General features: G+C 46.2%; 39 protein-coding genes. 37 read left to right on the forward strand and 2 right to left on the reverse strand.

Features of this window, described 5'->3' with window-relative positions; genetic code table 11:
- Window positions 1-8 precede the first annotated feature (8 nt).
- The 36 genes from fusA to rpsI all read left to right on the forward strand — a co-directional run bounded on the left by fusA (window position 9) and on the right by rpsI (window position 20,653).
- The gene (fusA, locus tag KJS69_RS26965; protein ID WP_213586961.1) at window positions 9-2,084 is read left to right on the forward strand and encodes an elongation factor G; all 2,076 of its coding nucleotides are present in this window, start codon (window positions 9-11) and stop codon (window positions 2,082-2,084) included.
- Window positions 2,085-2,114: 30 nt separating this feature from the next.
- Entirely contained in the window at window positions 2,115-3,308 is a 1,194-nt protein-coding gene (gene tuf, locus KJS69_RS26970) for an elongation factor Tu (RefSeq protein WP_213586962.1), read from the forward strand.
- Window positions 3,309-3,530: 222 nt separating this feature from the next.
- Window positions 3,531-3,839 (forward strand): 30S ribosomal protein S10, encoded by a 309-nt coding sequence (rpsJ, locus tag KJS69_RS26975; protein ID WP_010279591.1) that lies wholly within the window; start codon window positions 3,531-3,533, stop codon window positions 3,837-3,839.
- A 65-nt stretch (window positions 3,840-3,904) separates the two neighbouring features.
- A complete protein-coding gene (gene rplC / locus KJS69_RS26980) occupies window positions 3,905-4,531 on the forward strand; it encodes a 50S ribosomal protein L3 (RefSeq protein WP_213586963.1) in 627 nt (208 codons plus the stop codon).
- 24 nt (window positions 4,532-4,555) lie between these two features.
- On the forward strand, window positions 4,556-5,179 hold the full coding sequence (rplD, locus tag KJS69_RS26985) for a 50S ribosomal protein L4 (RefSeq protein ID WP_213586964.1): 624 nt from the start codon (window positions 4,556-4,558) through the stop codon (window positions 5,177-5,179).
- On the forward strand, window positions 5,179-5,469 hold the full coding sequence (rplW, locus tag KJS69_RS26990; RefSeq protein WP_213586966.1) for a 50S ribosomal protein L23: 291 nt from the start codon (window positions 5,179-5,181) through the stop codon (window positions 5,467-5,469). Before rplD ends, rplW begins: the two co-directional genes overlap by 1 nt.
- A 31-nt stretch (window positions 5,470-5,500) precedes the next feature.
- A complete protein-coding gene (gene rplB / locus KJS69_RS26995; RefSeq protein ID WP_213586968.1) occupies window positions 5,501-6,331 on the forward strand; it encodes a 50S ribosomal protein L2 in 831 nt (276 codons plus the stop codon).
- A gap of 40 nt (window positions 6,332-6,371) precedes the next feature.
- Window positions 6,372-6,653 carry a 30S ribosomal protein S19 gene (gene rpsS, locus KJS69_RS27000; protein WP_213586970.1) on the forward strand — a complete coding sequence of 94 codons (282 nt, stop codon included), beginning with the start codon at window positions 6,372-6,374 and terminating at the stop codon, window positions 6,651-6,653.
- Between the two features lie 42 nt (window positions 6,654-6,695).
- Window positions 6,696-7,028: a 50S ribosomal protein L22 gene (gene rplV, locus KJS69_RS27005; RefSeq protein WP_213586972.1), complete on the forward strand. Its 333-nt coding sequence runs from the start codon at window positions 6,696-6,698 to the stop codon at window positions 7,026-7,028.
- Between the two features lie 12 nt (window positions 7,029-7,040).
- Window positions 7,041-7,703 (forward strand): 30S ribosomal protein S3, encoded by a 663-nt coding sequence (rpsC, locus tag KJS69_RS27010; RefSeq protein ID WP_213586974.1) that lies wholly within the window; start codon window positions 7,041-7,043, stop codon window positions 7,701-7,703.
- A 2-nt stretch (window positions 7,704-7,705) separates the two neighbouring features.
- Window positions 7,706-8,140 carry a 50S ribosomal protein L16 gene (gene rplP, locus KJS69_RS27015; protein ID WP_213586976.1) on the forward strand — a complete coding sequence of 145 codons (435 nt, stop codon included), beginning with the start codon at window positions 7,706-7,708 and terminating at the stop codon, window positions 8,138-8,140.
- Window positions 8,130-8,327 (forward strand): 50S ribosomal protein L29, encoded by a 198-nt coding sequence (gene rpmC / locus KJS69_RS27020; protein ID WP_213586979.1) that lies wholly within the window; start codon window positions 8,130-8,132, stop codon window positions 8,325-8,327. Before rplP ends, rpmC begins: the two co-directional genes overlap by 11 nt.
- Before the next feature lie 32 nt (window positions 8,328-8,359).
- On the forward strand, window positions 8,360-8,623 hold the full coding sequence (gene rpsQ, locus KJS69_RS27025; protein WP_144936539.1) for a 30S ribosomal protein S17: 264 nt from the start codon (window positions 8,360-8,362) through the stop codon (window positions 8,621-8,623).
- 54 nt (window positions 8,624-8,677) lie between these two features.
- A complete protein-coding gene (rplN, locus tag KJS69_RS27030) occupies window positions 8,678-9,046 on the forward strand; it encodes a 50S ribosomal protein L14 (RefSeq protein ID WP_213586981.1) in 369 nt (122 codons plus the stop codon).
- 59 nt (window positions 9,047-9,105) lie between these two features.
- A complete protein-coding gene (gene rplX, locus KJS69_RS27035) occupies window positions 9,106-9,456 on the forward strand; it encodes a 50S ribosomal protein L24 (RefSeq protein WP_213586983.1) in 351 nt (116 codons plus the stop codon).
- Window positions 9,457-9,487: 31 nt separating this feature from the next.
- On the forward strand, window positions 9,488-10,030 hold the full coding sequence (gene rplE, locus KJS69_RS27040; protein WP_213586985.1) for a 50S ribosomal protein L5: 543 nt from the start codon (window positions 9,488-9,490) through the stop codon (window positions 10,028-10,030).
- A gap of 26 nt (window positions 10,031-10,056) precedes the next feature.
- Entirely contained in the window at window positions 10,057-10,242 is a 186-nt protein-coding gene (locus KJS69_RS27045; protein ID WP_213586987.1) for a type Z 30S ribosomal protein S14, read from the forward strand.
- A 30-nt stretch (window positions 10,243-10,272) separates the two neighbouring features.
- The gene (gene rpsH / locus KJS69_RS27050; protein WP_213586989.1) at window positions 10,273-10,671 is read left to right on the forward strand and encodes a 30S ribosomal protein S8; all 399 of its coding nucleotides are present in this window, start codon (window positions 10,273-10,275) and stop codon (window positions 10,669-10,671) included.
- A 32-nt stretch (window positions 10,672-10,703) separates the two neighbouring features.
- Window positions 10,704-11,246, forward strand: coding sequence for a 50S ribosomal protein L6 (gene rplF, locus KJS69_RS27055; RefSeq protein WP_213586990.1), 543 nt, complete (start codon window positions 10,704-10,706; stop codon window positions 11,244-11,246).
- Window positions 11,247-11,292: 46 nt separating this feature from the next.
- Window positions 11,293-11,655, forward strand: a complete 363-nt coding sequence (gene rplR / locus KJS69_RS27060) for a 50S ribosomal protein L18 (protein WP_213586991.1) — start codon at window positions 11,293-11,295, stop codon at window positions 11,653-11,655.
- Window positions 11,656-11,687: 32 nt separating this feature from the next.
- The gene (gene rpsE, locus KJS69_RS27065; RefSeq protein WP_213586992.1) at window positions 11,688-12,185 is read left to right on the forward strand and encodes a 30S ribosomal protein S5; all 498 of its coding nucleotides are present in this window, start codon (window positions 11,688-11,690) and stop codon (window positions 12,183-12,185) included.
- 11 nt (window positions 12,186-12,196) lie between these two features.
- A complete protein-coding gene (gene rpmD, locus KJS69_RS27070) occupies window positions 12,197-12,385 on the forward strand; it encodes a 50S ribosomal protein L30 (protein WP_213586993.1) in 189 nt (62 codons plus the stop codon).
- A 67-nt stretch (window positions 12,386-12,452) separates the two neighbouring features.
- Window positions 12,453-12,893, forward strand: a complete 441-nt coding sequence (rplO, locus tag KJS69_RS27075; protein ID WP_213586994.1) for a 50S ribosomal protein L15 — start codon at window positions 12,453-12,455, stop codon at window positions 12,891-12,893.
- On the forward strand, window positions 12,893-14,191 hold the full coding sequence (gene secY, locus KJS69_RS27080) for a preprotein translocase subunit SecY (protein ID WP_213586996.1): 1,299 nt from the start codon (window positions 12,893-12,895) through the stop codon (window positions 14,189-14,191). Before rplO ends, secY begins: the two co-directional genes overlap by 1 nt.
- 76 nt (window positions 14,192-14,267) lie before the next feature.
- A complete protein-coding gene (locus KJS69_RS27085) occupies window positions 14,268-14,918 on the forward strand; it encodes an adenylate kinase (protein ID WP_213586998.1) in 651 nt (216 codons plus the stop codon).
- Entirely contained in the window at window positions 14,918-15,670 is a 753-nt protein-coding gene (map, locus tag KJS69_RS27090; RefSeq protein WP_213587000.1) for a type I methionyl aminopeptidase, read from the forward strand. Before KJS69_RS27085 ends, map begins: the two co-directional genes overlap by 1 nt.
- Before the next feature lie 3 nt (window positions 15,671-15,673).
- On the forward strand, window positions 15,674-15,988 hold the full coding sequence (locus KJS69_RS27095) for a KOW domain-containing RNA-binding protein (protein ID WP_213587002.1): 315 nt from the start codon (window positions 15,674-15,676) through the stop codon (window positions 15,986-15,988).
- Between the two features lie 2 nt (window positions 15,989-15,990).
- The gene (gene infA, locus KJS69_RS27100) at window positions 15,991-16,209 is read left to right on the forward strand and encodes a translation initiation factor IF-1 (RefSeq protein WP_144936581.1); all 219 of its coding nucleotides are present in this window, start codon (window positions 15,991-15,993) and stop codon (window positions 16,207-16,209) included.
- Window positions 16,210-16,350: 141 nt separating this feature from the next.
- Window positions 16,351-16,464 carry a 50S ribosomal protein L36 gene (gene rpmJ, locus KJS69_RS27105; RefSeq protein ID WP_004092858.1) on the forward strand — a complete coding sequence of 38 codons (114 nt, stop codon included), beginning with the start codon at window positions 16,351-16,353 and terminating at the stop codon, window positions 16,462-16,464.
- Between the two features lie 17 nt (window positions 16,465-16,481).
- On the forward strand, window positions 16,482-16,850 hold the full coding sequence (gene rpsM / locus KJS69_RS27110) for a 30S ribosomal protein S13 (RefSeq protein ID WP_213587004.1): 369 nt from the start codon (window positions 16,482-16,484) through the stop codon (window positions 16,848-16,850).
- Between the two features lie 18 nt (window positions 16,851-16,868).
- A complete protein-coding gene (rpsK, locus tag KJS69_RS27115; RefSeq protein WP_213587006.1) occupies window positions 16,869-17,267 on the forward strand; it encodes a 30S ribosomal protein S11 in 399 nt (132 codons plus the stop codon).
- Between the two features lie 129 nt (window positions 17,268-17,396).
- Window positions 17,397-18,341, forward strand: a complete 945-nt coding sequence (locus KJS69_RS27120) for a DNA-directed RNA polymerase subunit alpha (RefSeq protein WP_213587008.1) — start codon at window positions 17,397-17,399, stop codon at window positions 18,339-18,341.
- Between the two features lie 28 nt (window positions 18,342-18,369).
- On the forward strand, window positions 18,370-18,735 hold the full coding sequence (rplQ, locus tag KJS69_RS27125) for a 50S ribosomal protein L17 (protein WP_213587010.1): 366 nt from the start codon (window positions 18,370-18,372) through the stop codon (window positions 18,733-18,735).
- Window positions 18,736-18,829: 94 nt separating this feature from the next.
- A complete protein-coding gene (truA, locus tag KJS69_RS27130; RefSeq protein ID WP_213587012.1) occupies window positions 18,830-19,594 on the forward strand; it encodes a tRNA pseudouridine(38-40) synthase TruA in 765 nt (254 codons plus the stop codon).
- A 210-nt stretch (window positions 19,595-19,804) separates the two neighbouring features.
- Complete coding sequence (gene rplM, locus KJS69_RS27135; RefSeq protein ID WP_213587014.1) at window positions 19,805-20,242, forward strand: 50S ribosomal protein L13; 438 nt, start codon at window positions 19,805-19,807, stop codon at window positions 20,240-20,242.
- Window positions 20,243-20,260: 18 nt separating this feature from the next.
- Entirely contained in the window at window positions 20,261-20,653 is a 393-nt protein-coding gene (rpsI, locus tag KJS69_RS27140) for a 30S ribosomal protein S9 (protein WP_213587016.1), read from the forward strand.
- Window positions 20,654-20,976: 323 nt separating this feature from the next.
- Here the strand turns inward: rpsI and KJS69_RS27145 are convergent, their stop codons facing one another.
- Both KJS69_RS27145 and KJS69_RS27150 read right to left on the reverse strand, forming a co-directional pair.
- Window positions 20,977-21,510 (reverse strand): DUF2812 domain-containing protein, encoded by a 534-nt coding sequence (locus KJS69_RS27145; protein ID WP_213587018.1) that lies wholly within the window; start codon window positions 21,508-21,510, stop codon window positions 20,977-20,979.
- The gene (locus KJS69_RS27150) at window positions 21,510-21,827 is read right to left on the reverse strand and encodes a PadR family transcriptional regulator (protein WP_213587020.1); all 318 of its coding nucleotides are present in this window, start codon (window positions 21,825-21,827) and stop codon (window positions 21,510-21,512) included. Before KJS69_RS27150 ends, KJS69_RS27145 begins: the two co-directional genes overlap by 1 nt.
- 401 nt (window positions 21,828-22,228) lie before the next feature.
- Between KJS69_RS27150 and KJS69_RS27155 the strand changes: the two genes are divergently transcribed.
- Window positions 22,229-22,918 carry a PspA/IM30 family protein gene (locus KJS69_RS27155; protein WP_213587022.1) on the forward strand — a complete coding sequence of 230 codons (690 nt, stop codon included), beginning with the start codon at window positions 22,229-22,231 and terminating at the stop codon, window positions 22,916-22,918.
- Window positions 22,919-23,081: the final 163 nt, after the last annotated feature.

The following is a 23,081-nucleotide window of genomic DNA, read 5'->3' on the forward strand; positions in this document are numbered from 1 at the left end:
GAAAAACTATGGCAAGAGAGTTCTCCTTAAAAGATACACGAAACATCGGGATCATGGCGCATATTGACGCCGGTAAGACTACCACGACGGAGCGGATTCTATTCTATACGGGTCGTACCCATAAAATTGGGGAGACCCATGAAGGCTCCGCTACAATGGACTGGATGGAGCAGGAGCAAGAACGTGGAATCACGATCACTTCGGCGGCAACGACAGCCCAGTGGAAAGGCCACCGCATCAATATTATCGACACGCCCGGTCACGTAGACTTCACCGTTGAAGTTGAGCGTTCGCTTCGTGTACTGGATGGAGCAGTGGGTGTGTTCTGTGCCAAAGGTGGCGTAGAACCCCAATCCGAAACTGTATGGCGCCAGGCGGACCATTATGGGGTTCCGCGGATCGCATACGTTAACAAGATGGACGTTATCGGAGCCAATTTCGAGGGAGCCATCGAGCAAATGCGGGAAAGGCTGCAAGCCAATGCCGTTGCGATTCAATATCCGATCGGTACGGAGAATGATTTCGTCGGAATGATCGACCTGATCGAAGAAATTGCCTACATCTACAAAGATGACAAAGGCCAGGAAGTTGAACAGGTGGAAATTCCGGCAGAATACAAAGACAAGGCAGAAGCTTTGCGCACGGATCTTGTTGAGAAGATTGCCGAGCTGGATGAAGAACTGACGATGAAGTATCTGGAAGGGGAAGAAATCACTAAGGAAGAGCTGAAAGCAGCGCTTCGCAAAGGCGTAATCGATGTTAAGATTACACCGGTACTGTGTGGATCTTCCTACCGTAACAAAGGCGTTCAGCTTGTGCTAGACGCTGTCGTAGCTTACTTGCCGGCACCGACCGAGGTTCCGGACATTAAAGGTCAACTGGAGGATGGAACGGAAGCAACCCGTAAATCTTCGGATGACGAGCCGTTTGCCGCTCTGGCCTTTAAAATTATGACCGATCCTTATGTAGGTAAGCTGACTTTCTTCCGCGTCTACTCCGGTATTCTGAAATCCGGTTCCTATGTGTTGAACACAACCAAAGGAAAGCGGGAAAGAGTAGGCCGTATTCTTCAAATGCATGCCAATAGCCGTCAGGAGCTTACAGAAGTTTATGCCGGAGATATTGCTGCAGCCGTAGGTTTGAAGGATACGACAACGGGAGATACCTTGTGCGATGAGAAGAATCCTGTTATTCTGGAATCGATGACCTTCCCTGAACCTGTTATCGACGTTGCCATCGAACCTAAAACGAAGGCAGACCAAGATAAAATGGGGATCGCTCTTTCCAAGCTGGCTGAAGAAGATCCAACCTTCAGAACGCATACGGACGAAGAAACGGGACAAACGATTATTTCCGGTATGGGTGAGCTTCACCTGGAAGTTATCGTAGACCGCATGCTTCGCGAGTTCAAAGTGGATGCGAACGTAGGTAAACCTCAGGTTGCTTACAGAGAGACATTCCGCTCTGGCGCTAAAGTCGAAGGAAAGTTCGTACGTCAGTCTGGCGGACGTGGACAATATGGTCACGTTTGGGTCGAGTTCGAGCCTCTTGAGGCGGGTACCGGATTCCAATTCGAGAATAAAATTGTCGGTGGTGCGGTTCCTAGAGAATATATTGCACCGGTCCAAGCAGGAATTGAAGAATCCATGAAGAATGGTGTTCTTGCCGGGTATCCGTTAGTGGATATTAAAGCTACCCTGTTCGACGGTTCCTACCACGATGTTGACTCTAGTGAGATGGCGTTTAAAATCGCTGGTTCCATGGCTCTTAAAGCAGCCAAGGACAAGTGTAACCCTGCCATTCTGGAACCGATTATGAAAGTAGAAGTTACAGTTCCGGAAGAGTACATGGGAGACGTAATGGGAGATTTGAACTCCCGCCGTGGACGGATCGAAGGAATGGATGCACGTGGAGGAGCCCAGGTTATTCGCGCTAAAGTACCTTTGGCCGAAATGTTTGGATACTCGACAACGCTTCGTTCCCGTTCTCAAGGCCGCGGAGTCTACTCTATGGAAATTTCTCATTATGAAGAAGTACCTAAATCTATTGCTGATGAAATCATCGCAAAAAGTAAAGGTGCCTAACATATTTATATTTAAGGAGGCTTATTAAACATGGCAAAAGCTAAATTTGAACGTACAAAACCGCACGTTAATATCGGAACTATCGGTCACGTTGACCACGGTAAAACTACTCTGACCGCTGCCATCACAACTGTATTGACTAAAAAATACGGCGGAGGAGCAGCATTCTCCTACGACCAAATCGACAAAGCTCCAGAAGAGCGCGAGCGTGGAATCACGATCTCCACTTCCCACGTTGAGTATGAGTCGGCTAACCGCCACTATGCTCACGTTGACTGCCCAGGTCACGCCGACTATGTTAAAAACATGATCACTGGCGCAGCTCAAATGGACGGAGCTATTCTCGTTGTTTCCGCTGCTGACGGTCCTATGCCGCAAACTCGTGAGCATATCCTGCTTTCCCGTCAGGTAGGTGTACCTTACATCGTAGTATTCCTGAACAAATGTGACATGGTTGAAGACGAAGAGCTTCTGGAACTGGTTGAAATGGAAGTTCGCGATCTTCTGAGCGAATACGAATTCCCTGGTGACGATACTCCGGTTATTCGTGGTTCCGCACGTGAAGCTCTGCAAAACCCTGATGGAGAATGGGCTGAAAGAATCATTGAGCTGTTCGAGCAAATCGATAGCTACATCCCAACTCCTGAGCGCGACACTGACAAGCCTTTCTTGATGCCTGTCGAGGACGTATTCTCTATCACTGGTCGTGGTACAGTTGCTACTGGCCGTGTAGAGCGTGGAACCATCAAAGTTGGAGACGAGATCGAAATCGTTGGTCTTGTTGAAGAATCGAAGAAATCTGTTGTTACCGGAGTAGAAATGTTCCGTAAATTGCTTGATTCCGCTCAAGCTGGTGACAACATCGGTGCTCTTCTCCGTGGTGTGGATCGTAAAGAAATCGAGCGTGGTCAAGTTCTGGCTAAGCCTGGTTCCGTTAAGCCTCACACTAACTTTACAGCACAAATTTACGTACTGACTAAAGAAGAGGGTGGACGTCATAAGCCTTTCTTCACTGGATACCGTCCTCAGTTCTACTTCCGTACAACGGACGTAACCGGCGTTATCACTCTTCCAGAAGGTACTGAAATGGTTATGCCTGGTGACAACATCACCGTTACTGTTGAACTGATTGCTCCGATCGCTATCGAGCAAGGAACCAAGTTCGCTATCCGCGAAGGTGGACGTACGGTAGGCGCTGGTGCAGTTGCTACCATTCAAAAGTAATTCTATGATGGAAAAAAACCTTCATCTTTTCTGAGATGAAGGTTTTTTTAAGTTTTTCTTGCTTTCTGTCCCGGTTTTTAATATAATAGTGAACGTTGGTCTGTGACGTTGCGATGATGTGAGAGGTTGCTGACACACCCGGCCCCTTTGCCATGGCGGTGTGCAGGATATTTTCACGGAGTATGTCCGATAATCATTTGGGCGAAAGAAGGAGGGACTATTATGGCAAAGCAAAAGATTCGTATCCGCTTGAAAGCATACGATCACAGAATTCTTGATCAATCTGCCGAGAAAATCGTAGAAACGGCTAAACGTTCGGGAGCAGGTGTATCCGGACCGATTCCGCTTCCGACTGAGAAGCAAATCATTACCATTCTACGTGCGGTTCACAAGTACAAGGATTCCAGGGAACAATTCGAAATGCGTACGCACAAACGCTTGATCGATATTGTCAGCCCGACACCGCAAACGGTCGATGCGCTAATGCGGTTGGACTTGCCGTCCGGTGTGGATATCGAAATCAAGCTATAGTATAGAAGAAGTTGTAACGAAAGTTTCAATATCACGATGAAATGCAAAGGAAAAGAGGTGTCAACATGACTAAAGGTATCTTAGGTAGAAAACTCGGAATGACTCAAGTTTTTACCCCTGAAGGTGTAGTCCTGCCAGTAACGGTTATTCAAGCCGGTCCTTGCGTAGTTCTGCAAAAGAAAGACGTAGAGAACGATGGTTATGAAGCTGTTCAAATCGGCTATGAAGATAAGAAAGAAAATCGCGCCAACAAGCCTGAGTCCGGACATGCGAAAAAAGCCGGCACAGCACCTAAGCGCTACATTAAGGAATTTCGCGGAGTTCAGTTGGCAGATTATGAAGTGGGCCAAGAAATCAAGGCCGATCTGTTCAGCGAAGGCGAATTTGTCGATGTAACTGGCACTTCCAAAGGTAAAGGCTTTGCCGGATCCATTAAGAGACATGGACAGCACAGAGGTCCGATGTCCCACGGTTCCCGTTACCATCGCGGACCAGGTTCAATGGGCTCGATCCAAGCCAACCGTGTTCCGAAAGGGAAGAAGCTTCCTGGACACATGGGTAAAGAAACCGTAACTCTGCAAAATCTGCAAGTGGTTAAAGTGGACACGGAGCGCAACATTATTTTAGTGAAAGGTTCCATTCCTGGACCTAAAAATAGCTTCGTCAGCATTAAATCTTCAATTAAGAAGTAAGAAAGCGGGAAAGGAGGATTATACATGCCAAAGGTAGCTTTGTACAATGTTAGCGGAGCACAGGTCGGAGAAGTGGATTTGTCCGATGCGATTTTCGGAATTGAGCCGAATAAACATGTGCTTCACGATGCTGTTGTTATGCAGCAGGCTTCGCAACGTCAAGGAACGCACAAGGTTAAAGGTCGCTCCGAAGTAAGAGGCGGAGGCCGTAAGCCTTGGAAGCAAAAAGGAACAGGACGCGCTCGTCAGGGCAGCATTCGTTCGCCGCAGTGGAAAGGCGGAGGAGTCGTATTCGGACCCACCCCTCGCAGCTACGGATATAAATTACCTAAGAAGGTTCGTCGTCTAGCAATTAAATCAGCTCTTTCTTCCAAAGTGATTGAGAACGAGATTATTGTGTTGGATCAGCTTCAATTGGCTCAACCGAAAACGAAGGATTTCGTTTCCATTTTGAACAATTTGAAAGTCGATCGCAAAGCATTGATCGTTGCTCCAAGCTTCGATGAAAATGTGGCTTTGTCCGCTCGTAATATCCCAGGAGTTAAATTTGTAACTGCTGAAGGAATCAACGTATTGGACGTACTAGTTCACGATAAGCTCATCATTACGAAGGAAGCGGTTGAGAAAGTGGAGGAGGTTCTTGCGTAATGAAAAATCCTCGTGACATTATCAAACGTCCGTTAATCACGGAGCGTTCCGCAGATATGATGGCCGAGAAAAAGTACGTTTTTGAGGTAGATATCAAGGCCAATAAAACGCAAATTCGGCAAGCGATTGAGGAAATTTTCAAGGTGAAGGTTGTTAAAGTCAACACTTTGAGAGTTCCGGGCAAACCGAAGCGTTATGGTCGTTATTCCGGATACAGACCGGATTGGAAAAAAGCGTTTGTTTCCTTAAGCCCAGACAGCAAAGAGCTCGAGTTCTTTGAGACGGTCTAAGGACATTTTGTTAAGATAGGAGGGAATCCAAGTGCCAATTAAAAAATATAAACCGACATCTCCGGGTAGACGTGGTATGTCCGTATCGACTTTTGAAGAGATAACGACTAGCACACCGGAAAAATCTTTGCTTGCTCCGCTTAGCAAAACGGCTGGACGGAACAACCAAGGAAGAATTACGACTCGTCATCATGGCGGCGGTCACAAACGTAAATATCGTATTATCGATTTCAGACGGAATAAAGATGGAATACCAGGCCGCGTTGCTACGATCGAATACGATCCGAACCGGACGGCTAACATTGCTTTGATCCACTATGCAGACGGAGAAAAACGTTACATCATCGCTCCTCAAGGCTTGAAAGTGAATGATGTGATTGTATCCGGTGCAGATGCCGACATCAAGATTGGAAACAGCCTTCCACTGGAAAACATTCCGGTAGGTACGCTTATCCACAATATCGAACTGAAGCCTGGCAAAGGCGGTCAATTGGTTCGTGCAGCTGGAACGGAAGCTCAGCTTCTCGGTAAGGAAGAAAAGTATGTAACGATTCGTCTGTCCTCCGGAGAAGTTCGTCGTATCCTCAAGGTTTGCCGTGCTACGATCGGATCTGTTGGCAACCAGGACCATGAATTGATCAAAATCGGTAAAGCAGGACGCTCCCGCTGGCTGGGTAAACGCCCATCGGTTCGCGGACTTGTCATGAACCCGAATGATCACCCTCATGGTGGTGGGGAAGGCCGTGCTCCAATCGGACGTAAATCTCCAATGTCCCCATGGGGTAAGCCGACGCTTGGTTACAAAACTCGTAAAAAAGGCAAAGCTTCTAATAAATATATTGTACGTGGACGTACGAAATAATAATCTGATCCGTTAAGGTTGGATGAAGGGAGGAACAGCTATGGGTCGCAGTTTGAAAAAAGGGCCTTTCGTAGACAGCTACTTGCTTAAGAAGGTTGAAGAAGCCGATAACACAAGCAAAAAGGTAGTCATTAAGACTTGGTCTCGTCGCTCCACTATTTTCCCTCAATTTGTCGGACATACTTTCGCCGTCTACGATGGCAGAAAGCACGTGCCCGTATATGTAACGGAAGATATGGTCGGACATAAGCTCGGTGAATTTGCTCCAACCCGGACATACAAAGGGCATACGGACGACGACAGAAAAACCGGCAGACGCTAGGCCGACAATCAGTAAGCGATATGTTTGAGAGGAGGTAGACTCATGCAAGCAACTGCAAGTGCAAGATATATTCGCATTGCTCCTCGTAAGGTTCAATTGGTTATTGACCTGATCCGTGGCAAGGACGTAGGAGAAGCTATTGCTATTCTGCGTCATACGCCGAAGGCCGCTTCTCCGGTCGTGGAGAAGATTCTGAACGCAGCGATTGCGAACGCTGAGCACAATCATTCCTTGGACCCTGAGAAGCTTGTTATTGCTCAAGCTTATGTGAATCAAGGTCCGATCATGAAACGTTTTCGGCCGCGTGCTATGGGACGTGCAAGCCGTATTAATAAGCGCACAAGCCACATTACGTTAGTGGTATCTGAAAAATAAGGAGGGATACATGTGGGTCAAAAAGTAAGTCCGGTCGGATTGAGAATTGGAATCATCCGTGATTGGGAATCCAAATGGTACGCAGACAAAGACTATGGCGATCTGCTGCTGGAGGATGTCAAAATCCGTGAATATCTTAAAGGAAAACTGAAGGATGCCTCTGTTTCCCGCATCGATATCGAACGGGCCGCTAATCGGGTGAATGTTACTATCCATACGGCGAAGCCGGGTATGGTTATTGGTAGAGGCGGTTCTGAAGTAGATAATATTCGCGCCTACATTGCCAAAATGTCTAACAAGAAAGTTCACATCAACATTACAGAAATTAAAAATGCTGAGCTCGACGCGACATTGGTTGCGGAAAGCATCGCTCAACAATTGGAGCGCCGTGTATCTTTCCGCCGTGCTATGAAGCAAGCCATTCAAAGATCGATCAGAGCCGGTGCCAAAGGAATCAAGACGTCTGTTAGCGGACGCTTGGGTGGAGCGGAAATCGCTCGTACGGAAGGCTACAGCGAAGGTACAGTTCCTCTGCACACGCTGCGTGCGGACATCGACTACGGTACTGCTGAAGCTCATACCACTTACGGACGGATCGGTGTTAAAGTATGGATCTATCGTGGAGAGGTTCTTCCGCCAGCTAAGAAGAAGGCTGAACAGGAAGGAGGAAACTAATCATGTTAATGCCCAAACGTGTTAAACACCGCAAGGAACATCGCGGTAAAATGAAAGGTAAGGCAAAAGGCGGCACGGAGGTTACATTCGGAGAATACGGCCTGCAAGCTATGGAGCCGTCCTGGATTACGAACCGTCAGATCGAGGCTGCCCGTATTGCCATGACCCGTTACATTAAACGTGGCGGTAAAGTATGGATTAAAATTTTCCCTTCCAAGCCGATCACTCAGAAGCCTCTTGAGGTGCGGATGGGTAGCGGTAAAGGAAGCGTGGAGAAATGGGTTGCTGTTGTTAAACCCGGAAAAATTTTGTTTGAATTGGCTGGAGTAAGCGAAGAGGTGGCTCGTGAAGCGATGCGCCTGGCTGCTCATAAGCTGCCGATCAAGACAAAGTTCGTGAAACGTGATGAATTGGGTGGTGAAGCAAATGAAGGCTAGTGAATTTCGCAACTTAACCACTGCAGAGATCGAGCAAAAAATTGCTGGTTTTAAAGAAGAATTGTTCAACCTCCGTTTTCAGTTAGCTACCGGTCAACTGGATAACCCGACTCAAATCCGTAAAGTGCGCAGAGAAATTGCACGTGCCAAGACCATTTTGCGTGAAAGAGAACTCGGCATCAGCTAAGCTGAACCAGAGACAAGAAAGGAGGAACCTTCATGAGTGAACGTAACGAACGCAAAGTTCAAATCGGTAAAGTAGTCAGCGACAAAATGGATAAAACCATCGTTGTAGCTGTAGAAACTTACAAGAAGCACTCCCTCTACCACAAACGTATTAAATATACGAAAAAATTCAAGGCGCATGACGAGAACAACCAAGCCAAAATCGGAGATGTGGTTAAGATTATGGAAACTCGTCCGCTGTCCAAAGACAAGCGCTGGAGATTGGTTGAAATTGTGGAAGAAGCAGTCGTTATTTAAAGTTGGATCTGTAACAGATCATTCGGATAGAAGGTACGAAAGGAGGTCGCTGGAATGATTCAACAGCAAAGTCGTTTAAACGTAGCTGACAACTCTGGTGCGAAACAACTGATGTGTATTCGTGTGCTTGGTGGAACAGGACGCAAGTTTGCCAATATTGGAGATTTGATCGTCTGTTCCGTCAAAGAAGCAACACCAGGAGGCGTTGTCAAGAAGGGTGACGTAGTTAGAGCCGTTATCGTTCGTTCTAAGCGCGGCGCTCGCCGTAAAGACGGGTCTTATATTACTTTCGACGAGAACGCAGCCGTTATCGTTAAGGAAGATAAAAGCCCTCGCGGAACCCGGATCTTCGGACCGGTTGCTCGTGAGCTCCGGGATAAAGATTTCATGAAAATCATTTCGCTAGCGCCTGAAGTTATCTAATATAGGTTGCCTGCGATAAGCAGATATAACCATCCGTTACTTAGGAGGTGTACTTGAAAATGCCGAAAGCTAAAAAGCTTGAATCCTATAATAACAAACTGCATGTCAAAAAAGACGATACGGTATTTGTTATTACCGGTAAAGATAAAGGCAAGAAGGGCCGCATTATCGCAGCTTACCCGCGCCAGAACCGTGTATTGGTGGAAGGTGTCAACATGGTGAAGAAGCATGCGAAGCCTTCGCAGCAAAATCCACAAGGCGGAATCATCACTCAGGAAGCTCCTATCCATGTTTCCAACGTGATGCTGCTGGATCCAAAGAGCGGCAAACCGACTCGTATCGGTTACAAAACGCTCGACAATGGCAAAAAAGTTCGGGTTGCGAAAAAATCCGGAGAAGTTATCGATTAAGATTTAGTGCGGAAAGGAGGTACATGTTAGCATGGCAGCTAGATTAAAGGATCGTTTTCTGAATGATGTTACCCCTGCATTAATGCAGAAATTTAGCTACTCGACGGTGATGCAGGTTCCTAAAATAGAGAAGGTCGTTATTAATATGGGTGTTGGCGATGCAGTGGCTAACTCCAAGGTACTGGACAGCGCAGTTGAAGATCTTCAATTGGTCGCTGGACAAAAACCCGTTATTACCAGAGCGAAGAAATCTATTGCAGGTTTTAAATTGCGTGAAGGAATGCCGATCGGGGTTAAAGTAACACTGCGCGGTGAACGCATGTACCATTTCTTGGATAAGTTGTTCAATGTTGCTCTCCCTCGCGTACGCGACTTCCGCGGAGTGTCGAACAAAGCATTTGACGGCCGCGGCAACTATACGCTTGGTCTGAAAGAACAGCTGATTTTCCCGGAAATTGATTATGACAAAATAGATAAAGTTCGCGGTATGGACGTAGTTATCGTAACAACCGCTAAATCGGATGAAGAATCCCGCGAATTGCTTGCTCAATTGGGTATGCCTTTCGCCAAATAATTCCAACTATCGGAGGTGGAAAGTAAGTGGCAAAAACCTCGATGATCGTGAAGCAACGTCGTAAGCCAAAGTTTAAGGTTCAAGCTTATACTCGCTGCGAGCGTTGCGGTCGTCCGCATTCCGTTCTGCGCAAATTCAAAATCTGCAGAATATGTTTCCGTGAATTAGCATACAAAGGCCAGATTCCTGGCGTTAGAAAAGCAAGCTGGTAATCACCCTAGTTCGGGAAGGAGGTTCGCAATATGGTAATGTCTGATCCGATTGCAGATATGCTTACACGCATTCGCAACGCTAATACTGTTCGTCATGAGACCGTAGAAATTCCCGCTTCCAAAATTAAAAAGGAAATCGCTGAGATCTTGAAAAAAGAAGGTTTCATTCGCGATGCGGAATTTATTCAAGATAGCAAACAGGGGATTATCCGCCTGTTTCTGAAATATGGTCCGAACAACGAGCGCGTTATTACCGGACTGAAAAGAATCAGCAAGCCGGGATTACGCGTATATTCGAAGAGTCAAGAAGTTCCTAAAGTATTGGGCGGCTTAGGTCTGGCAATCATTTCCACATCCCGTGGAGTAATGACTGACAAAGAAGCTCGTCAATCCAACGCAGGCGGAGAAGTTCTCTGCTACGTATGGTAATGCTTGTACTGTAAACGAATGGAGGTGCACACATGTCTCGAGTTGGGCGCAAACCGATTGCTGTTCCCGGTGGAGTAACTATTACTTTGGATAATTCCGTTATTACGGTTAAAGGACCCAAAGGAACGTTATCCCGTGAACTGCATAAGGAAATGAAAGTAAACGTAGAAGAAAACACAATTGTGATCGAACGTCCTTCGGACAATAAATTACACCGTTCCCTGCATGGAACTACCCGCAGTGTGGTGGCTAATATGGTTAATGGTGTAACGGAAGGGTATGCCAAATCTTTGGAGCTTGTCGGAGTCGGATACCGCGCTAACAAAAGCGGCAACAAGCTCGTACTGAACGTAGGCTATTCTCATCCGGTAGAAATCGAAGCGGAAGATGGAATCGAGTTCGAGGTTCCTTCCAATACGAAAGTTATTGTTAAAGGTATCGATAAAGAGCGGGTTGGAGCTACAGCTGCCAAGATTCGTTCTGTACGTGAGCCGGAGCCGTATAAAGGCAAAGGAATTAAATACGAAGGCGAACGGATTATTCGCAAGGAAGGTAAAGCTGGTAAGAAGAAGTAAGTTAATTGAAGCGTGTTAAACGGAAACGGAAAGGAGTGACAACTGAATGATTACTAAAGCCGATAAGAATCAAGCCCGCTTGAAAAGACATCTTCGTGTCCGTAAGAAAATTGAAGGAACGACCGAACGTCCTCGGCTGAACGTTTTCCGCTCTGCTAAGCATATGTACGTCCAAATTATTGACGACACCAAAGGTGTGACAATTGTGTCGGCCTCTACAATGGATAAAGAGTTGAAGATGGAGAACGGAGGCAACGTGGAAGCGGCTCGTCAAGTTGGAGCATTGATTGCCAAGCGTGCCAAAGAGAACGGAATCGAGAAAGTTGTGTTTGACCGCGGTGGTTATTTGTATCATGGTCGCGTGCAGGCTCTGGCCGATGCGGCACGGGAAGCAGGACTAGAATTCTAACCGCTAATCACTTAATAAGGAGGTAATAGGACTTGCGTGTAGATCCCAATACTTTAGAACTTAAAGATAAAACAGTTCACATCAATCGTGTTGCTAAAGTAGTTAAAGGTGGTCGTCGTTTCAGCTTCAGCGCACTCGTAGTCGTTGGCGACGAGAAGGGCTGGGTTGGCGCCGGAATCGGTAAAGCTTCTGAAGTTGGCGATGCGATTCGTAAAGGCATCGAGGACGCCAAGAAGAATTTGACCTACGTTCCGCTGGTTAACACTACGATCCCTCACTTTGTCATCGGACGGTTTGGTGCAGGTAAAGTTTTGATGAAGCCAGCAGCAGAAGGTACCGGAGTTATTGCTGGAGGACCTGTCCGTGCAGTATTGGAGCTGGCCGGTGTTGGCGACATTCTGACTAAATCTTTAGGTTCTTCCAATCCCATCAACATGGTGAACGCAACCTTGGAAGGCTTGCAGCGTTTGAAAAAAGCTGAAGAAGTTGCTAAGCTTCGGGGTAAAACTGTAGAAGAGTTATTAGGTTAGGAGGGGAAACGATGACCAAGCAATTAGCAATCACCCTCAAGCGCAGTTTAATCGGACGCCCGGAGAACCAACGTGTTACCGTTAGAACATTGGGGCTGCGTAAGCTGCACCAAACGGTTGTTCAACCGGATAATACAGCTATTCGGGGCATGGTTAATCAAGTCAGTCATCTAGTTGAAGTTAAAGAAGTAGAGGCGTAACATCCGTCCGGACTATCGTCCCGGCTTCTTTTAAATCGATCGCAAAAATTATAAGGAGGTGCACACGATGAAATTGCACGAGCTTACTCCTGCAGCCGGCTCCCGGCATGTGAAAAAGCGCGTTGGTCGTGGTATTGCCAGCGGTAACGGTAAAACTGCAGGCAAAGGTCACAAGGGGCAAAATGCCCGTTCCGGCGGCGGTGTACGTCCTGGATTTGAGGGTGGACAAAACCCGCTTTACCGTCGACTGCCTAAACGCGGATTTACTAATATCTCGCGTAAAGAATATGCAGTGGTTAACCTGGACCGCCTGAACCAATTTACTGAAGGCGCAGAGGTGACACCAGAGGTTTTAGTGCAAGCCGGTATTGTTAAAAATACTCTGAGCGGCATCAAGATCTTAGGGGAAGGCGAACTTACTGTGAAGTTGACAGTAAAAGCCAACAAGTTCTCTAAATCTGCGGTGGAAAAAATTGAAGCTGCCGGTGGTAAAACCGAGGTGATTTAATGTTAAAGACCATATCAAACATCATGAAAGTAGAGGATCTTCGCAGAAGGATCCTGTTTACTCTTCTCGTTCTGATTGTCTATCGGATTGGTGCCTTTATCCCGGTGCCTAATATCGATACTGACATTTTATCAGCTACAGACCGGCAACAGGCAGACATCTTTGGATTGTTAAACACGTTTTCCGGTGGAGCTTTATTCCAATTCTCCATCTTTGCATTGGGTATCTTTCCATATATTACAGCTTCCATTATTGTTCAGCTGTTATCTATGGATGTGGTTCCCAAGTTCGCGCAATGGGCTAAAGAAGGCGAAGCGGGCCGTAAGAAGCTTACTCAATTTACAAGATACGGGACGATCGTGCTTGGATTGATTCAAGCATTCGGAACGGCCATCGGTTTCAATAGCTACTATGGCAATCTGGTTGTCGATCCGAGCTTTACGACCTATGCTATGATTGCAATCGTATTGACGGCAGGTACGGCGTTTCTCATGTGGTTGGGAGAGCAAATTACCGAGAATGGAATTGGTAACGGGATTTCCATCATTATCTTTGCCGGTATCGTTGCTGGTATTCCTACCCATGCTCGTGCTATTTACCTCCAACTATTTGTTGATGCCGGGGACGCGTTGTTCTTAAACATCGTTAAATTGATAGTTATCCTTGTGGCGATTGTACTGATTATTGCCGGGGTTATTTTCGTTCAACAAGGAATTCGTAAAATTCCAGTACAATATGCCAAACGGGTGGTCGGACGCAAAATGTACGGCGGCCAATCGACTCACATTCCGCTTAAAGTGAACGCGGCAGGGGTTATTCCGGTTATTTTTGCAATGTCTCTGCTTATGTTCCCAGGAACGATCGCACAGTTCTGGACAGGAAATTTCGTGGCCGATTGGATTATCAAGAACCTGGCCTTCAGTGCTCCGCTCGGTATGGTATTGTACATTCTGCTGATTATAGGGTTTACTTACTTCTATACTTTCGTACAGATCAACCCTGTACAAATGGCGGATCAAATGAAGAAAAACGGGGGATACATTCCAGGTATTCGTCCGGGTAAAACCACCTCGGTTTATTTAACGAGAGTAATGACAAGAATTACATTATCGGGAGCTATTTTCCTTGCTGCGATATCGGTTCTTCCTATGTTGTTTGGAGGATTGGCCGGGTTGCCGGAATCCGTTCGGATTGGTGGAACTTCCCTCCTGATCGTGGTCGGGGTTGGGCTAGAGACGATGAAGCAAATCGAAAGCCAACTGATCAAACGTCATTACAAAGGGTTTATCAACAAATAAGAAGCTTTGCAATTGCAGGCTAGCGATAGTGACTGCTTCATCGCCTGGTCTGCCACCTTCGGGGAGGTTTCACGAAGTGAACATTTTATTTATGGGTCCTCCCGGAGCGGGGAAAGGGACTCAAGCGGAAAGAATCGTCAGCGAGTTTGATATCCCTCACATTTCTACCGGAGACGCCTTTCGTTTGGCTAAGAGCCAAGGTACACCGCTCGGACTGGAAGCCCAGAAATATATGGACCAAGGTCTCTTGGTGCCGGACGATATTACGATCGGGATCGTGCGTGAGAGATTGATGCAGCCTGATTGTGAGCAAGGATTTCTGTTAGACGGGTTTCCAAGAACGACCGCACAAGCCGAAGCGCTTGACCAAATCATGGAGTCGATGGGAAGACAACTCGATTACGTCATTGATTTGAAGGTCGATCGCAACTTGCTGATGGCCAGACTGACCGGCAGAAGAATTTGCAAATCCTGCGGAGCCACCTATCATGTCTTATTCAATCCGCCGAAAGTGGAAGGAATATGTGATAAATGCGGCGGCGAGCTGTATCAGCGAGCTGACGATAACGAGGAGAAGGTAGGCACACGCTTGGATGAGTACACGAGCAAGACAACTCCTTTGCTGGATTATTATCAGGCCAAAGGAATCTTGCGCCAAGTGGATGGGGAACAAGAGATTAACTCGGTTACTGCAAAAATCTATTCTCTGCTAAGAGGGAATGACTGATGATTATTTGTAAGTCCGAATTGGAGTTGGATTTGATGCGGGAAGCCGGTCGGATTGTGGCAGAGACCCACCGCTTGCTTTCCAAAGCGATCCAGCCCGGTGTAACGACCAAAGAATTGGATCGGATCGCGGAACAATTCATCCGCAGTCATGGTGCGACACCATCTTTTAAAGGCTATAACGGTTTTTCTGGCAGTATCTGTGCTTCAGTTAATGAAGAGTTGGTGCATGGAATACCCGGACCTAGAAAACTAAAAGAAGGCGACATCATTAGTGTTGATATCGGAGCACAATATCAAGGCTATCACGGCGATTCTGCTTGGACCTATCCTGTAGGAAGCATCTCTTCGAGCGCTCAAAAGCTGCTGGAGGTTACCGAAAAAGCTCTATATGATGGACTGGCGGAAGCCAAGCCGGATGCACGCCTATTCACAATATCACATGCTATTCAGCGTACAGTTGAAGAGGAAGGGTTCTCCATCGTCCGAGAATATGTCGGTCATGGAATCGGGGCCAGCCTGCATGAAGAGCCGCAAATACCGAACTTCGGACTTCCTAACCGAGGGCCTCGTTTGAAGCCTGGTATGGTATTGGCAATCGAACCGATGGTTAACATCGGGGAACGGTATGTCAAAACGTTGGATGATGATTGGACGGTAGTGACGGTTGACGGATCGTTATGTGCTCATTTTGAGCATACCATTGCTATCACAGACGATGGATATGAGATCCTGACTAAATCGGAAATGTAGGTGATGAATGTGGATCCATCCTGTCATCCCCGACTTGGACAAATTGTAACAATCCTGAAGGGAAGAGATTCCGGTAAATTCGGGGTTATTATCAAAATAGTCGATGACCGCTTTGTTCTTATCGCTGACGGCGATAAGAGGAAGTTCGATCAACCCAAGAAAAAAAACCTGCTCCATCTTCAATTGCAGGATGCCATAAGCAACGAGGTTGTGGATAGTTTGTCGGAAACCGGTCGTGTGACCAACGGAAAACTGCGCTATGCGCTGAATAAGTTTGCGGAAGAGCGGCAAACGTCAGCTCATGAGAAAGGGGAATAACTGTGGCCAAAGAAGATGTTATTGAAGTGGAAGGTACGGTAGTAGAGCCTCTCCCGAATGCAATGTTTAAAGTGGAGCTGGAAAATGGTCATAAAATCTTGGCTCACGTATCGGGCAAGATCCGGATGCACTTTATCCGCATTCTGCCTGGTGACAAGGTGACTGTGGAGCTTTCGCCTTATGACTTGACGAGAGGGCGTATTACGTACCGCTTTAAATAGTCCGTGCTGTCCTGCGGCGAAACTTGATATAAGCAGAGAAGATCCTATGTTTAAGAAGTTGGTTTTGCTTCAAGCAAAACCAAATAGCCCATGCTTACGAAGCTAGGTTTTGCTAAAGCAAACCTTTAGGAGGTAACCACAATGAAGGTTAGACCGTCGGTTAAACCTATATGCGAAAAATGCAAAGTGATCAAGCGCAAAGGCCACGTTATGGTTATTTGTGAAAATCCGAAGCATAAACAAAAACAAGGTTAAGGAGGTGCATTGAATCAATGGCTCGTATTGCTGGAGTAGACTTGCCACGTGATAAGCGGGTGGAAGTAGCCCTGACCTATATTTTTGGAATCGGCAGAACCACTTCGCAGAAGATTCTGAGCAGCACCGGTGTAAATCCGCAAACTCGTGTCCGCGATTTGACGGAAGACGAAGTGAGTAAGCTTCGTGAAGCCATCGACAAAACGGTGAAAGTAGAAGGTGACCTTCGCCGTGAAATTTCTCTGAACATCAAACGTTTGGTGGAGATCGGATCCTACAGAGGAATGCGTCATCGCCGCGGCCTTCCTGTTCGTGGTCAACGGACCAAAACGAATGCTCGTACGCGTAAAGGACCTCGTCGTACGGTAGCTAACAAGAAGAAATAATAAGGGGGGATAGAAAGAATGGCTAAACCTAAATCAAAAGTAACCCGTACTAAACGTCGCGACCGAAAAAATATTGAATCTGGAGTAGCTCATATCCGCTCCACATTTAACAATACGATCGTTACTATTACGGACCCTCACGGGAACGCCATTTCTTGGGCAAGCTCAGGAAATCTGGGTTTCAAAGGCTCCCGTAAGAGTACTCCTTTTGCAGCTCAGATGGCCGCGGAATCCGCTGCCAAAACTGCGATGGAGCACGGTATGAAATCAGTCGAAGTTATGGTTAAAGGTCCTGGCGCCGGACGTGAAGCCGCAATCCGTTCTTTGCAGGCAGCAGGTCTGGAAGTCAACATGATCAAAGACGTAACTCCGATTCCGCACAACGGTTGCCGTCCTCCAAAACGTCGTCGTGTCTAATTAAGGATCGAAAACTAGTATAAATATCCGTAACATGTGAATAATGGTGTTGAAGGATAGGCATACTACTTGTTTTTATCGTTTATCGGGTATCCAGTGGAAACGACGTTTCGAAGGAGGGTAAATTTAATGATAGAAATTGAAAAACCAAAGATTGAGACCGTAACAGTAAACGAAGAAGGCACTTACGGAATGTTTGTGGTTGAACCTTTGGAACGGGGTTACGGGACGACGCTTGGTAATTCGCTTCGTCGTATTTTGCTCTCTTCTTTGCCGGGAGCTGCCGTTAACTCTGTTCAAATTGAAGGTGTCCTTCATGAGTTCTCGACCATTCCCGGTGTAATGGAGGATGTTACGGAAATTATCCTTAACCTCAAAGGACTATCGTTAAAGATTCATTCCGACGAAGAGAAAGTACTGGAGATTGACGCGGACGGCGAAGGAATTATTACCGCTGGTGATATTCGCGCGGATAGTGATGTGGAAATCTTGAATCCCGACCTTCATGTTGCTACTCTATCGGCTGATGCTCGCCTTAATATGCGAATCAATGCCAATCGTGGCAGAGGGTATGTTCAAGCAGACAAGAATAAAAGAGAGGATCATCCAATCGGGGTGATTCCGATCGATTCGATCTATACTCCTATTACCCGCGTCAATTACAGTATTGAGAACACTCGTGTTGGTCAAGTTACTAACTACGATAAACTTACCCTCGAAGTATGGACCGATGGCAGTATTCGTCCGGAGGAAGCGGTTAGTCTCGGAGCCAAAATTTTGACCGAGCATCTGATGCTCTTTGTCGGCTTGACGGATGAAGCTAAAGATGCAGAGATCATGATAGAGAAAGAAGAAGACAAAAAAGAGAAAGTACTGGAAATGACCATCGAAGAGTTGGATCTTTCCGTTCGTTCTTACAACTGCTTGAAGCGTGCGGGTATTAACACCGTTCAAGAGCTGATTACCAAGACGGAAGAGGACATGATGAAGGTCCGGAATCTTGGCCGCAAATCTCTGGAAGAGGTACAGGAGAAGCTCGACGAATTAGGATTAAGCCTGCGTACGGAAGATTAAAATTTGCTTGTAGTAAGGAGGGAACAACATGGCATATCAAAAGCTGGGTCGTGATTCAAGCGCACGGAAAGCACTGTTCCGTGATCTTGTAACCGACTTATTCATCCAAGAGCGCATCCAAACGACGGAAGCTAAAGCGAAAGAAGTTAGATCGATCGCAGAGAAGCTGATCACTTTGGCTAAACGCGGAGATCTGCATGCTCGTCGTCAGGTTGCAGCCTACGTTCGCCGTGAAGCGGCTAGCGAAGAGCAGGACGCCATTCAAAAGCTGTTTTCTGAATTGGCCACCCGTTATTCCGAGCGTCCAGGCGGATACACTCGTATCCTGAAGCTGGGGCCTCGTCGCGGAGATGCTGCTCCTATGGTTTATTTGGAACTGGTGGATCGAGCTTAACGACCGGATAGGAAAGGGTGGACAGAATCTTTGATTCTGATGAAGCCCTTTTTTTGTATCGTTCGGGCGATTCGGCGTGGAATAGGAGCAAATCGTGAGAAACATTAAAATGACGATTAGTTATGACGGCACGTCCTATTGCGGGTTCCAGATCCAACCCAATCAGGTTACGATCCAAGGCAAGCTGGAAGAAGCTGTCCGCATCCTTACCGGAGAGCAGGTGAAAATAACCTCTTCCGGTAGAACGGATGCGGGGGTTCATGCCCGGGGACAGGTCATTAATTATACGACGAATTCGAGGATACCGATCGATCGTTGGTGTCTTGCCCTCAACTCGAGACTTCCCGACGATATTACGGTTCATAGTGCGGAAGAGGCGCCTCTGGATTTCCATGCCAGGCATGGGGCCAGAGAGAAGACCTACCGCTATAGTATCCAAAGAAGCAAGTGGCCCGACGTGTTCCAGCAGAAGCTGCGTTTGCATCACCCTGCCCCACTGGATGTTGAGGCGATGCGAAGAGCCCTTCTTCGTCTGGAAGGAGAGCACGACTTTACTTCCTTCTGCTCCACCCGGACTTCGGTTGAATCACACGTGCGTACCATCTATTCGACCAGCGTTGATTATGTGCCGGAACCGATGATAGCGGATGGTGAAGCAGGTGTGATTCATATTTATATCACCGGGAACGGATTTTTATACAATATGGTTAGAATTATTGTCGGTACTCTGATCGAAGTGGGCAGTGGAAAAAGAGCCGAGTCCGAAATGAGCGATATTCTTGCAGCCCGAGACCGCTCTCTGGCAGGACCAACGGCTATGCCCCATGGGCTGACTTTGTGGGAAGTTAAGTATGATTAGACCGCTTCCTTTGCGGAAAGACGTCGAGTAAATTTAACGTTTTTCTCATGACTTTTTCTTGCTATTCGAAGGTCGTTATAGTAAGATATTAGTTGGTGTTTCATAACTGGCTATCCCACGGCCCCGAGTCATGAAATGACCACCGTTTTAACTGAACAATAATGAAATCGATCATACAGCAATATTCGAATGCTTAGGAGGATTAAGCAAATGAGTACCACATATATGGCTAAGCCTAATGAAGTTGAACGTAAATGGTACATTATCGACGCTACAGGCAAGACCCTGGGACGTCTGGCTAGTGAAGCTGCAAGCCTGATTCGCGGCAAGCATAAGCCTACCTTTACGCCTCATATTGATTCTGGAGATTTCGTGATTATTATCAACGCTAGCAAAATTGTCTTGACAGGTAACAAACTGCAGGACAAGAAATATTACAGACACTCCATGCACCCGGGTGGTTTGAAAGTAACTACCGCTCAAGAGATGCTGGACAAGAAGCCGGAAAGAATGATGGAGCTGGCCGTTCATGGAATGCTGCCTAAGAACCGTCTCGGCAACAAAATGAAATTAAAGCTCAAAGTGTATGCCGGAAGCGAGCATCCACATCAAGCACAACAACCCGAAGTTTATGAGCTTCGCGGTTAATAAAGGGAGGACTCTTTCGTGGCACAAGTACAATACTATGGAACCGGTCGTCGTAAGCATTCGGTAGCACGTGTCCGCCTTGTACCGGGTGAAGGACGAATTGTAATTAATAAACGTGACTTGAATGATTATTTTGGTTTGGAAACTCTAAAGCTGATCGTTAAACAACCGCTCACTCTTACCGAAACAGACGGTAAGTATGACGTGCTGGTAACCGCTCATGGCGGGGGAACAACAGGCCAAGCTGGCGCAATTCGTCATGGGATTTCCCGTGCACTTCTTAAGGCAGACCCGGAATTCCGCGGTTCCTTGAAGAAAGCAGGATTCCTGACTCGTGACCCGCGGATGAAAGAACGTAAAAAATACGGCTTGAAAGCCGCTCGTCGCGCACCTCAGTTCTCCAAGCGTTAATATTTTTATCATATCAACGTTTGCAGCTATTGAAGTCCATTTACTAAATTTAGTAAATGGACTTTTTTGTGTGCAAGAAAGGGGCTGTTCCATAAGTCACCGAAGGATGACTTGTGGAACAGCCCCTTGGTTTTTGAAACCGACAGACGAACCCCGGGGGTTCGTCTGCGCTATTCAGGTAGGAAAACAAAATTAAGGTGCAAAAATGCATTCCAATTCTTCATTCCTATGTGGCAACGGGCTGAATTTAGGGCGACTCCCTCTTAGCGGGCAACGGCATAAATTCCACAGCAAATACCAATCCACTTGATTAAACTAAGATGTCATTTGTCTATTCTTTTCTTCCACTTATGATAATAAGTCGCCATGTATGTCATGATTGCCGGTATTGTAAGTACAAACGAAAAAAGGAAGGTCCATTGACTGATATTCTGGACTAATCCAGAAGTAAATGTCATCATTATCCACAAAATTGCCGTCATTCCAACAAGGAATGCCACTAGCGATTTAATTGGATTTGCCAAGCGCTCTAGCTTATCCCTGGCGGATTCCACATCACTATAAATGGGTTTGGTTCCTTTCTTTGCTTTGAAGATGTGCATATCCTGGCTAGAACATACATTTGTCCAACCTGCATGCGAAAACATTTCAAAGTATTCTTCTTCTTCATTTGGCTGCAATGCACGATAATCAATGCTGTAAATGATATCTTCACGTTCCCCTTTTTCTAACTCATAGCCTGCAAAACGAAATTTTTTCAAATGCCAGCCCTTTAATGCCTTTTGCCGTAATTTTTCCATATCCTTCTTTTCCGAAAACGCTAACCCGCTGGACATCATATATTTTGTACGCGCCATTAATCATTCCCCCTCTTAAGACCTTTTTCCGCCAACTCAATCATTGCTTTTCGGCGTAAAATATCTTCGTGTAATACCTCGCGCCCTTTTTGGGTTAACACATATACTTTTCTACGTGAATTTGAATCATCGTGTAATGTGATAAGTTCCTCTTTTAATAGTTTCTTAATAATCGTATATAGGGAAGCAGGTCCTATCACAAATGTACCCTTTGTTGTTTCTTCCACTAAACTCATCACGGCATACCCATGTCTTGGTTCAGTAAATGCAGCCATAATATTAAATACGGAGTCTGTTAGTTGATCTAAAGATTTCAATCTTTTCCCTCCTCTATATCATAAAACGATATATCTAAAATTAATATATCATAAAACGATATATAGTCAACAATAAAATACCCATGTGACCTGCTTAAATCCCGTCTATTCCAAACCTTGTGATTTTTTATTCGAGGACCAACCAAGCAGAATATAATAATCGATGCTATACTTAATACTGAATTTCTCATCTGTATTCCTCTTTTACTTCTTTAAGAGTGCTTATTCTGCGCTCGCTGGAAATTGAAGCAGAGGCGGGAAGACAAGACGGATTGAAGAAAAAAACCAATGATTTCTGTTTAAGGCTGCATTTGGACTGAAAATATCTTTTTGCAAAATGAATCCTTTTGGCGATATAAACAGTATATATACTAAGAAATAAATTTAAAGAGGAGAGGAATATGGGGATTTTATCCAGATTTAAAGACGTTATGTCCAGCAATATTTACGCATTCCTAGACAAGGCTGAGAATCCGGAGAAGATGATCAATCAATACTTGAGAAATCTGAATAGTGATTTAGGTGCCGTGAAGGCGGAAACCGCTTCGGTCATGGCCGCGGAGCAAAGGTGTAAAAGGCAGTGGGATGAATGCAAATCAGAAATCGCCAAGCTGCAGAAGTATGCCATGAAAGCATTGGAAGCAGGGAATGAAGACGGCGCCAGAAATTTTTTGGAGAAAAAAGCTGCTTTAGCGCCAAAAGAGGCGGACTTGCAGCAAGCCTACAGCTTGGCAGCTACTAATGCGGCTCGCATGAGAGAAATGCACAACAAGCTTGTCTCCGATATTGGAGAGCTGGAATCACGAGCCTCCATGCTCAAAGGCAAAATAGCCGCTACTCAGGCGTTAGATAAAATGAATAAAATGGGTTCATCCGTTGCAGGCGCCAACGATTCGCTGTCCGCACTCGGAAGAATAGAAGAGAAGGTAAATATGGCTTACAATGAGGCGGAAGCACTGGCCGAATTAAGAAGAGGACCGGAAGATGAATTTGAGGCGTTGACAGAATCTGCGGACCCATATGATGAAGGTACCCATGTGGAAGATGAACTGGCAGCGCTGAAAGAAGCATTAAAAAATAAAAAACAATAAGCTGCGTACAAATAATGGCAGCTGTGATTACCAGTCTATTGCTTTCCCTTTATACCCAACTTTACGCCCGGCTCATAGGTCCGGCTTCTTCCTTTTCTGGGGAAGTGTTCAAAATGGGAACTTAGGGCTGTAGCCGTGGCTGCAGCTTTTATGTGATACGGCA

It is taken from the genome of Paenibacillus sp. J2TS4, assembly GCF_018403245.1.
Taxonomy (GTDB): Bacteria; Bacillota; Bacilli; order Paenibacillales; family NBRC-103111; genus Paenibacillus_L.

What these genes read in the sequence shown, in the direction of transcription:
- fusA (WP_213586961.1), top strand. Translation starts at nt 9, where the DNA reads ATGGCAAGAGAGTTCTCCTTAAAAGATACACGAAACATCGGGATCATG.
- tuf (WP_213586962.1), top strand. Translation starts at nt 2,115, where the DNA reads ATGGCAAAAGCTAAATTTGAACGTACAAAACCGCACGTTAATATCGGA.
- rpsJ (WP_010279591.1), top strand. Translation starts at nt 3,531, where the DNA reads ATGGCAAAGCAAAAGATTCGTATCCGCTTGAAAGCATACGATCACAGA.
- rplC (WP_213586963.1), top strand. Translation starts at nt 3,905, where the DNA reads ATGACTAAAGGTATCTTAGGTAGAAAACTCGGAATGACTCAAGTTTTT.
- rplD (WP_213586964.1), top strand. Translation starts at nt 4,556, where the DNA reads ATGCCAAAGGTAGCTTTGTACAATGTTAGCGGAGCACAGGTCGGAGAA.
- rplW (WP_213586966.1), top strand. Translation starts at nt 5,179, where the DNA reads ATGAAAAATCCTCGTGACATTATCAAACGTCCGTTAATCACGGAGCGT.
- rpsS (WP_213586970.1), top strand. Translation starts at nt 6,372, where the DNA reads ATGGGTCGCAGTTTGAAAAAAGGGCCTTTCGTAGACAGCTACTTGCTT.
- rplV (WP_213586972.1), top strand. Translation starts at nt 6,696, where the DNA reads ATGCAAGCAACTGCAAGTGCAAGATATATTCGCATTGCTCCTCGTAAG.
- rplP (WP_213586976.1), top strand. Translation starts at nt 7,706, where the DNA reads ATGTTAATGCCCAAACGTGTTAAACACCGCAAGGAACATCGCGGTAAA.
- rpmC (WP_213586979.1), top strand. Translation starts at nt 8,130, where the DNA reads ATGAAGGCTAGTGAATTTCGCAACTTAACCACTGCAGAGATCGAGCAA.
- rpsQ (WP_144936539.1), top strand. Translation starts at nt 8,360, where the DNA reads ATGAGTGAACGTAACGAACGCAAAGTTCAAATCGGTAAAGTAGTCAGC.
- rplN (WP_213586981.1), top strand. Translation starts at nt 8,678, where the DNA reads ATGATTCAACAGCAAAGTCGTTTAAACGTAGCTGACAACTCTGGTGCG.
- rplX (WP_213586983.1), top strand. Translation starts at nt 9,106, where the DNA reads ATGCCGAAAGCTAAAAAGCTTGAATCCTATAATAACAAACTGCATGTC.
- rplE (WP_213586985.1), top strand. Translation starts at nt 9,488, where the DNA reads ATGGCAGCTAGATTAAAGGATCGTTTTCTGAATGATGTTACCCCTGCA.
- rpsH (WP_213586989.1), top strand. Translation starts at nt 10,273, where the DNA reads ATGGTAATGTCTGATCCGATTGCAGATATGCTTACACGCATTCGCAAC.
- rplF (WP_213586990.1), top strand. Translation starts at nt 10,704, where the DNA reads ATGTCTCGAGTTGGGCGCAAACCGATTGCTGTTCCCGGTGGAGTAACT.
- rplR (WP_213586991.1), top strand. Translation starts at nt 11,293, where the DNA reads ATGATTACTAAAGCCGATAAGAATCAAGCCCGCTTGAAAAGACATCTT.
- rpmD (WP_213586993.1), top strand. Translation starts at nt 12,197, where the DNA reads ATGACCAAGCAATTAGCAATCACCCTCAAGCGCAGTTTAATCGGACGC.
- rplO (WP_213586994.1), top strand. Translation starts at nt 12,453, where the DNA reads ATGAAATTGCACGAGCTTACTCCTGCAGCCGGCTCCCGGCATGTGAAA.
- secY (WP_213586996.1), top strand. Translation starts at nt 12,893, where the DNA reads ATGTTAAAGACCATATCAAACATCATGAAAGTAGAGGATCTTCGCAGA.
- map (WP_213587000.1), top strand. Translation starts at nt 14,918, where the DNA reads ATGATTATTTGTAAGTCCGAATTGGAGTTGGATTTGATGCGGGAAGCC.
- KJS69_RS27095 (WP_213587002.1), top strand. Translation starts at nt 15,674, where the DNA reads ATGAATGTGGATCCATCCTGTCATCCCCGACTTGGACAAATTGTAACA.
- rpmJ (WP_004092858.1), top strand. Translation starts at nt 16,351, where the DNA reads ATGAAGGTTAGACCGTCGGTTAAACCTATATGCGAAAAATGCAAAGTG.
- rpsM (WP_213587004.1), top strand. Translation starts at nt 16,482, where the DNA reads ATGGCTCGTATTGCTGGAGTAGACTTGCCACGTGATAAGCGGGTGGAA.
- rpsK (WP_213587006.1), top strand. Translation starts at nt 16,869, where the DNA reads ATGGCTAAACCTAAATCAAAAGTAACCCGTACTAAACGTCGCGACCGA.
- KJS69_RS27120 (WP_213587008.1), top strand. Translation starts at nt 17,397, where the DNA reads ATGATAGAAATTGAAAAACCAAAGATTGAGACCGTAACAGTAAACGAA.
- rplQ (WP_213587010.1), top strand. Translation starts at nt 18,370, where the DNA reads ATGGCATATCAAAAGCTGGGTCGTGATTCAAGCGCACGGAAAGCACTG.
- rplM (WP_213587014.1), top strand. Translation starts at nt 19,805, where the DNA reads ATGAGTACCACATATATGGCTAAGCCTAATGAAGTTGAACGTAAATGG.
- KJS69_RS27145 (WP_213587018.1), bottom strand. Translation starts at nt 21,510, where the DNA reads ATGGCGCGTACAAAATATATGATGTCCAGCGGGTTAGCGTTTTCGGAA.
- KJS69_RS27155 (WP_213587022.1), top strand. Translation starts at nt 22,229, where the DNA reads ATGGGGATTTTATCCAGATTTAAAGACGTTATGTCCAGCAATATTTAC.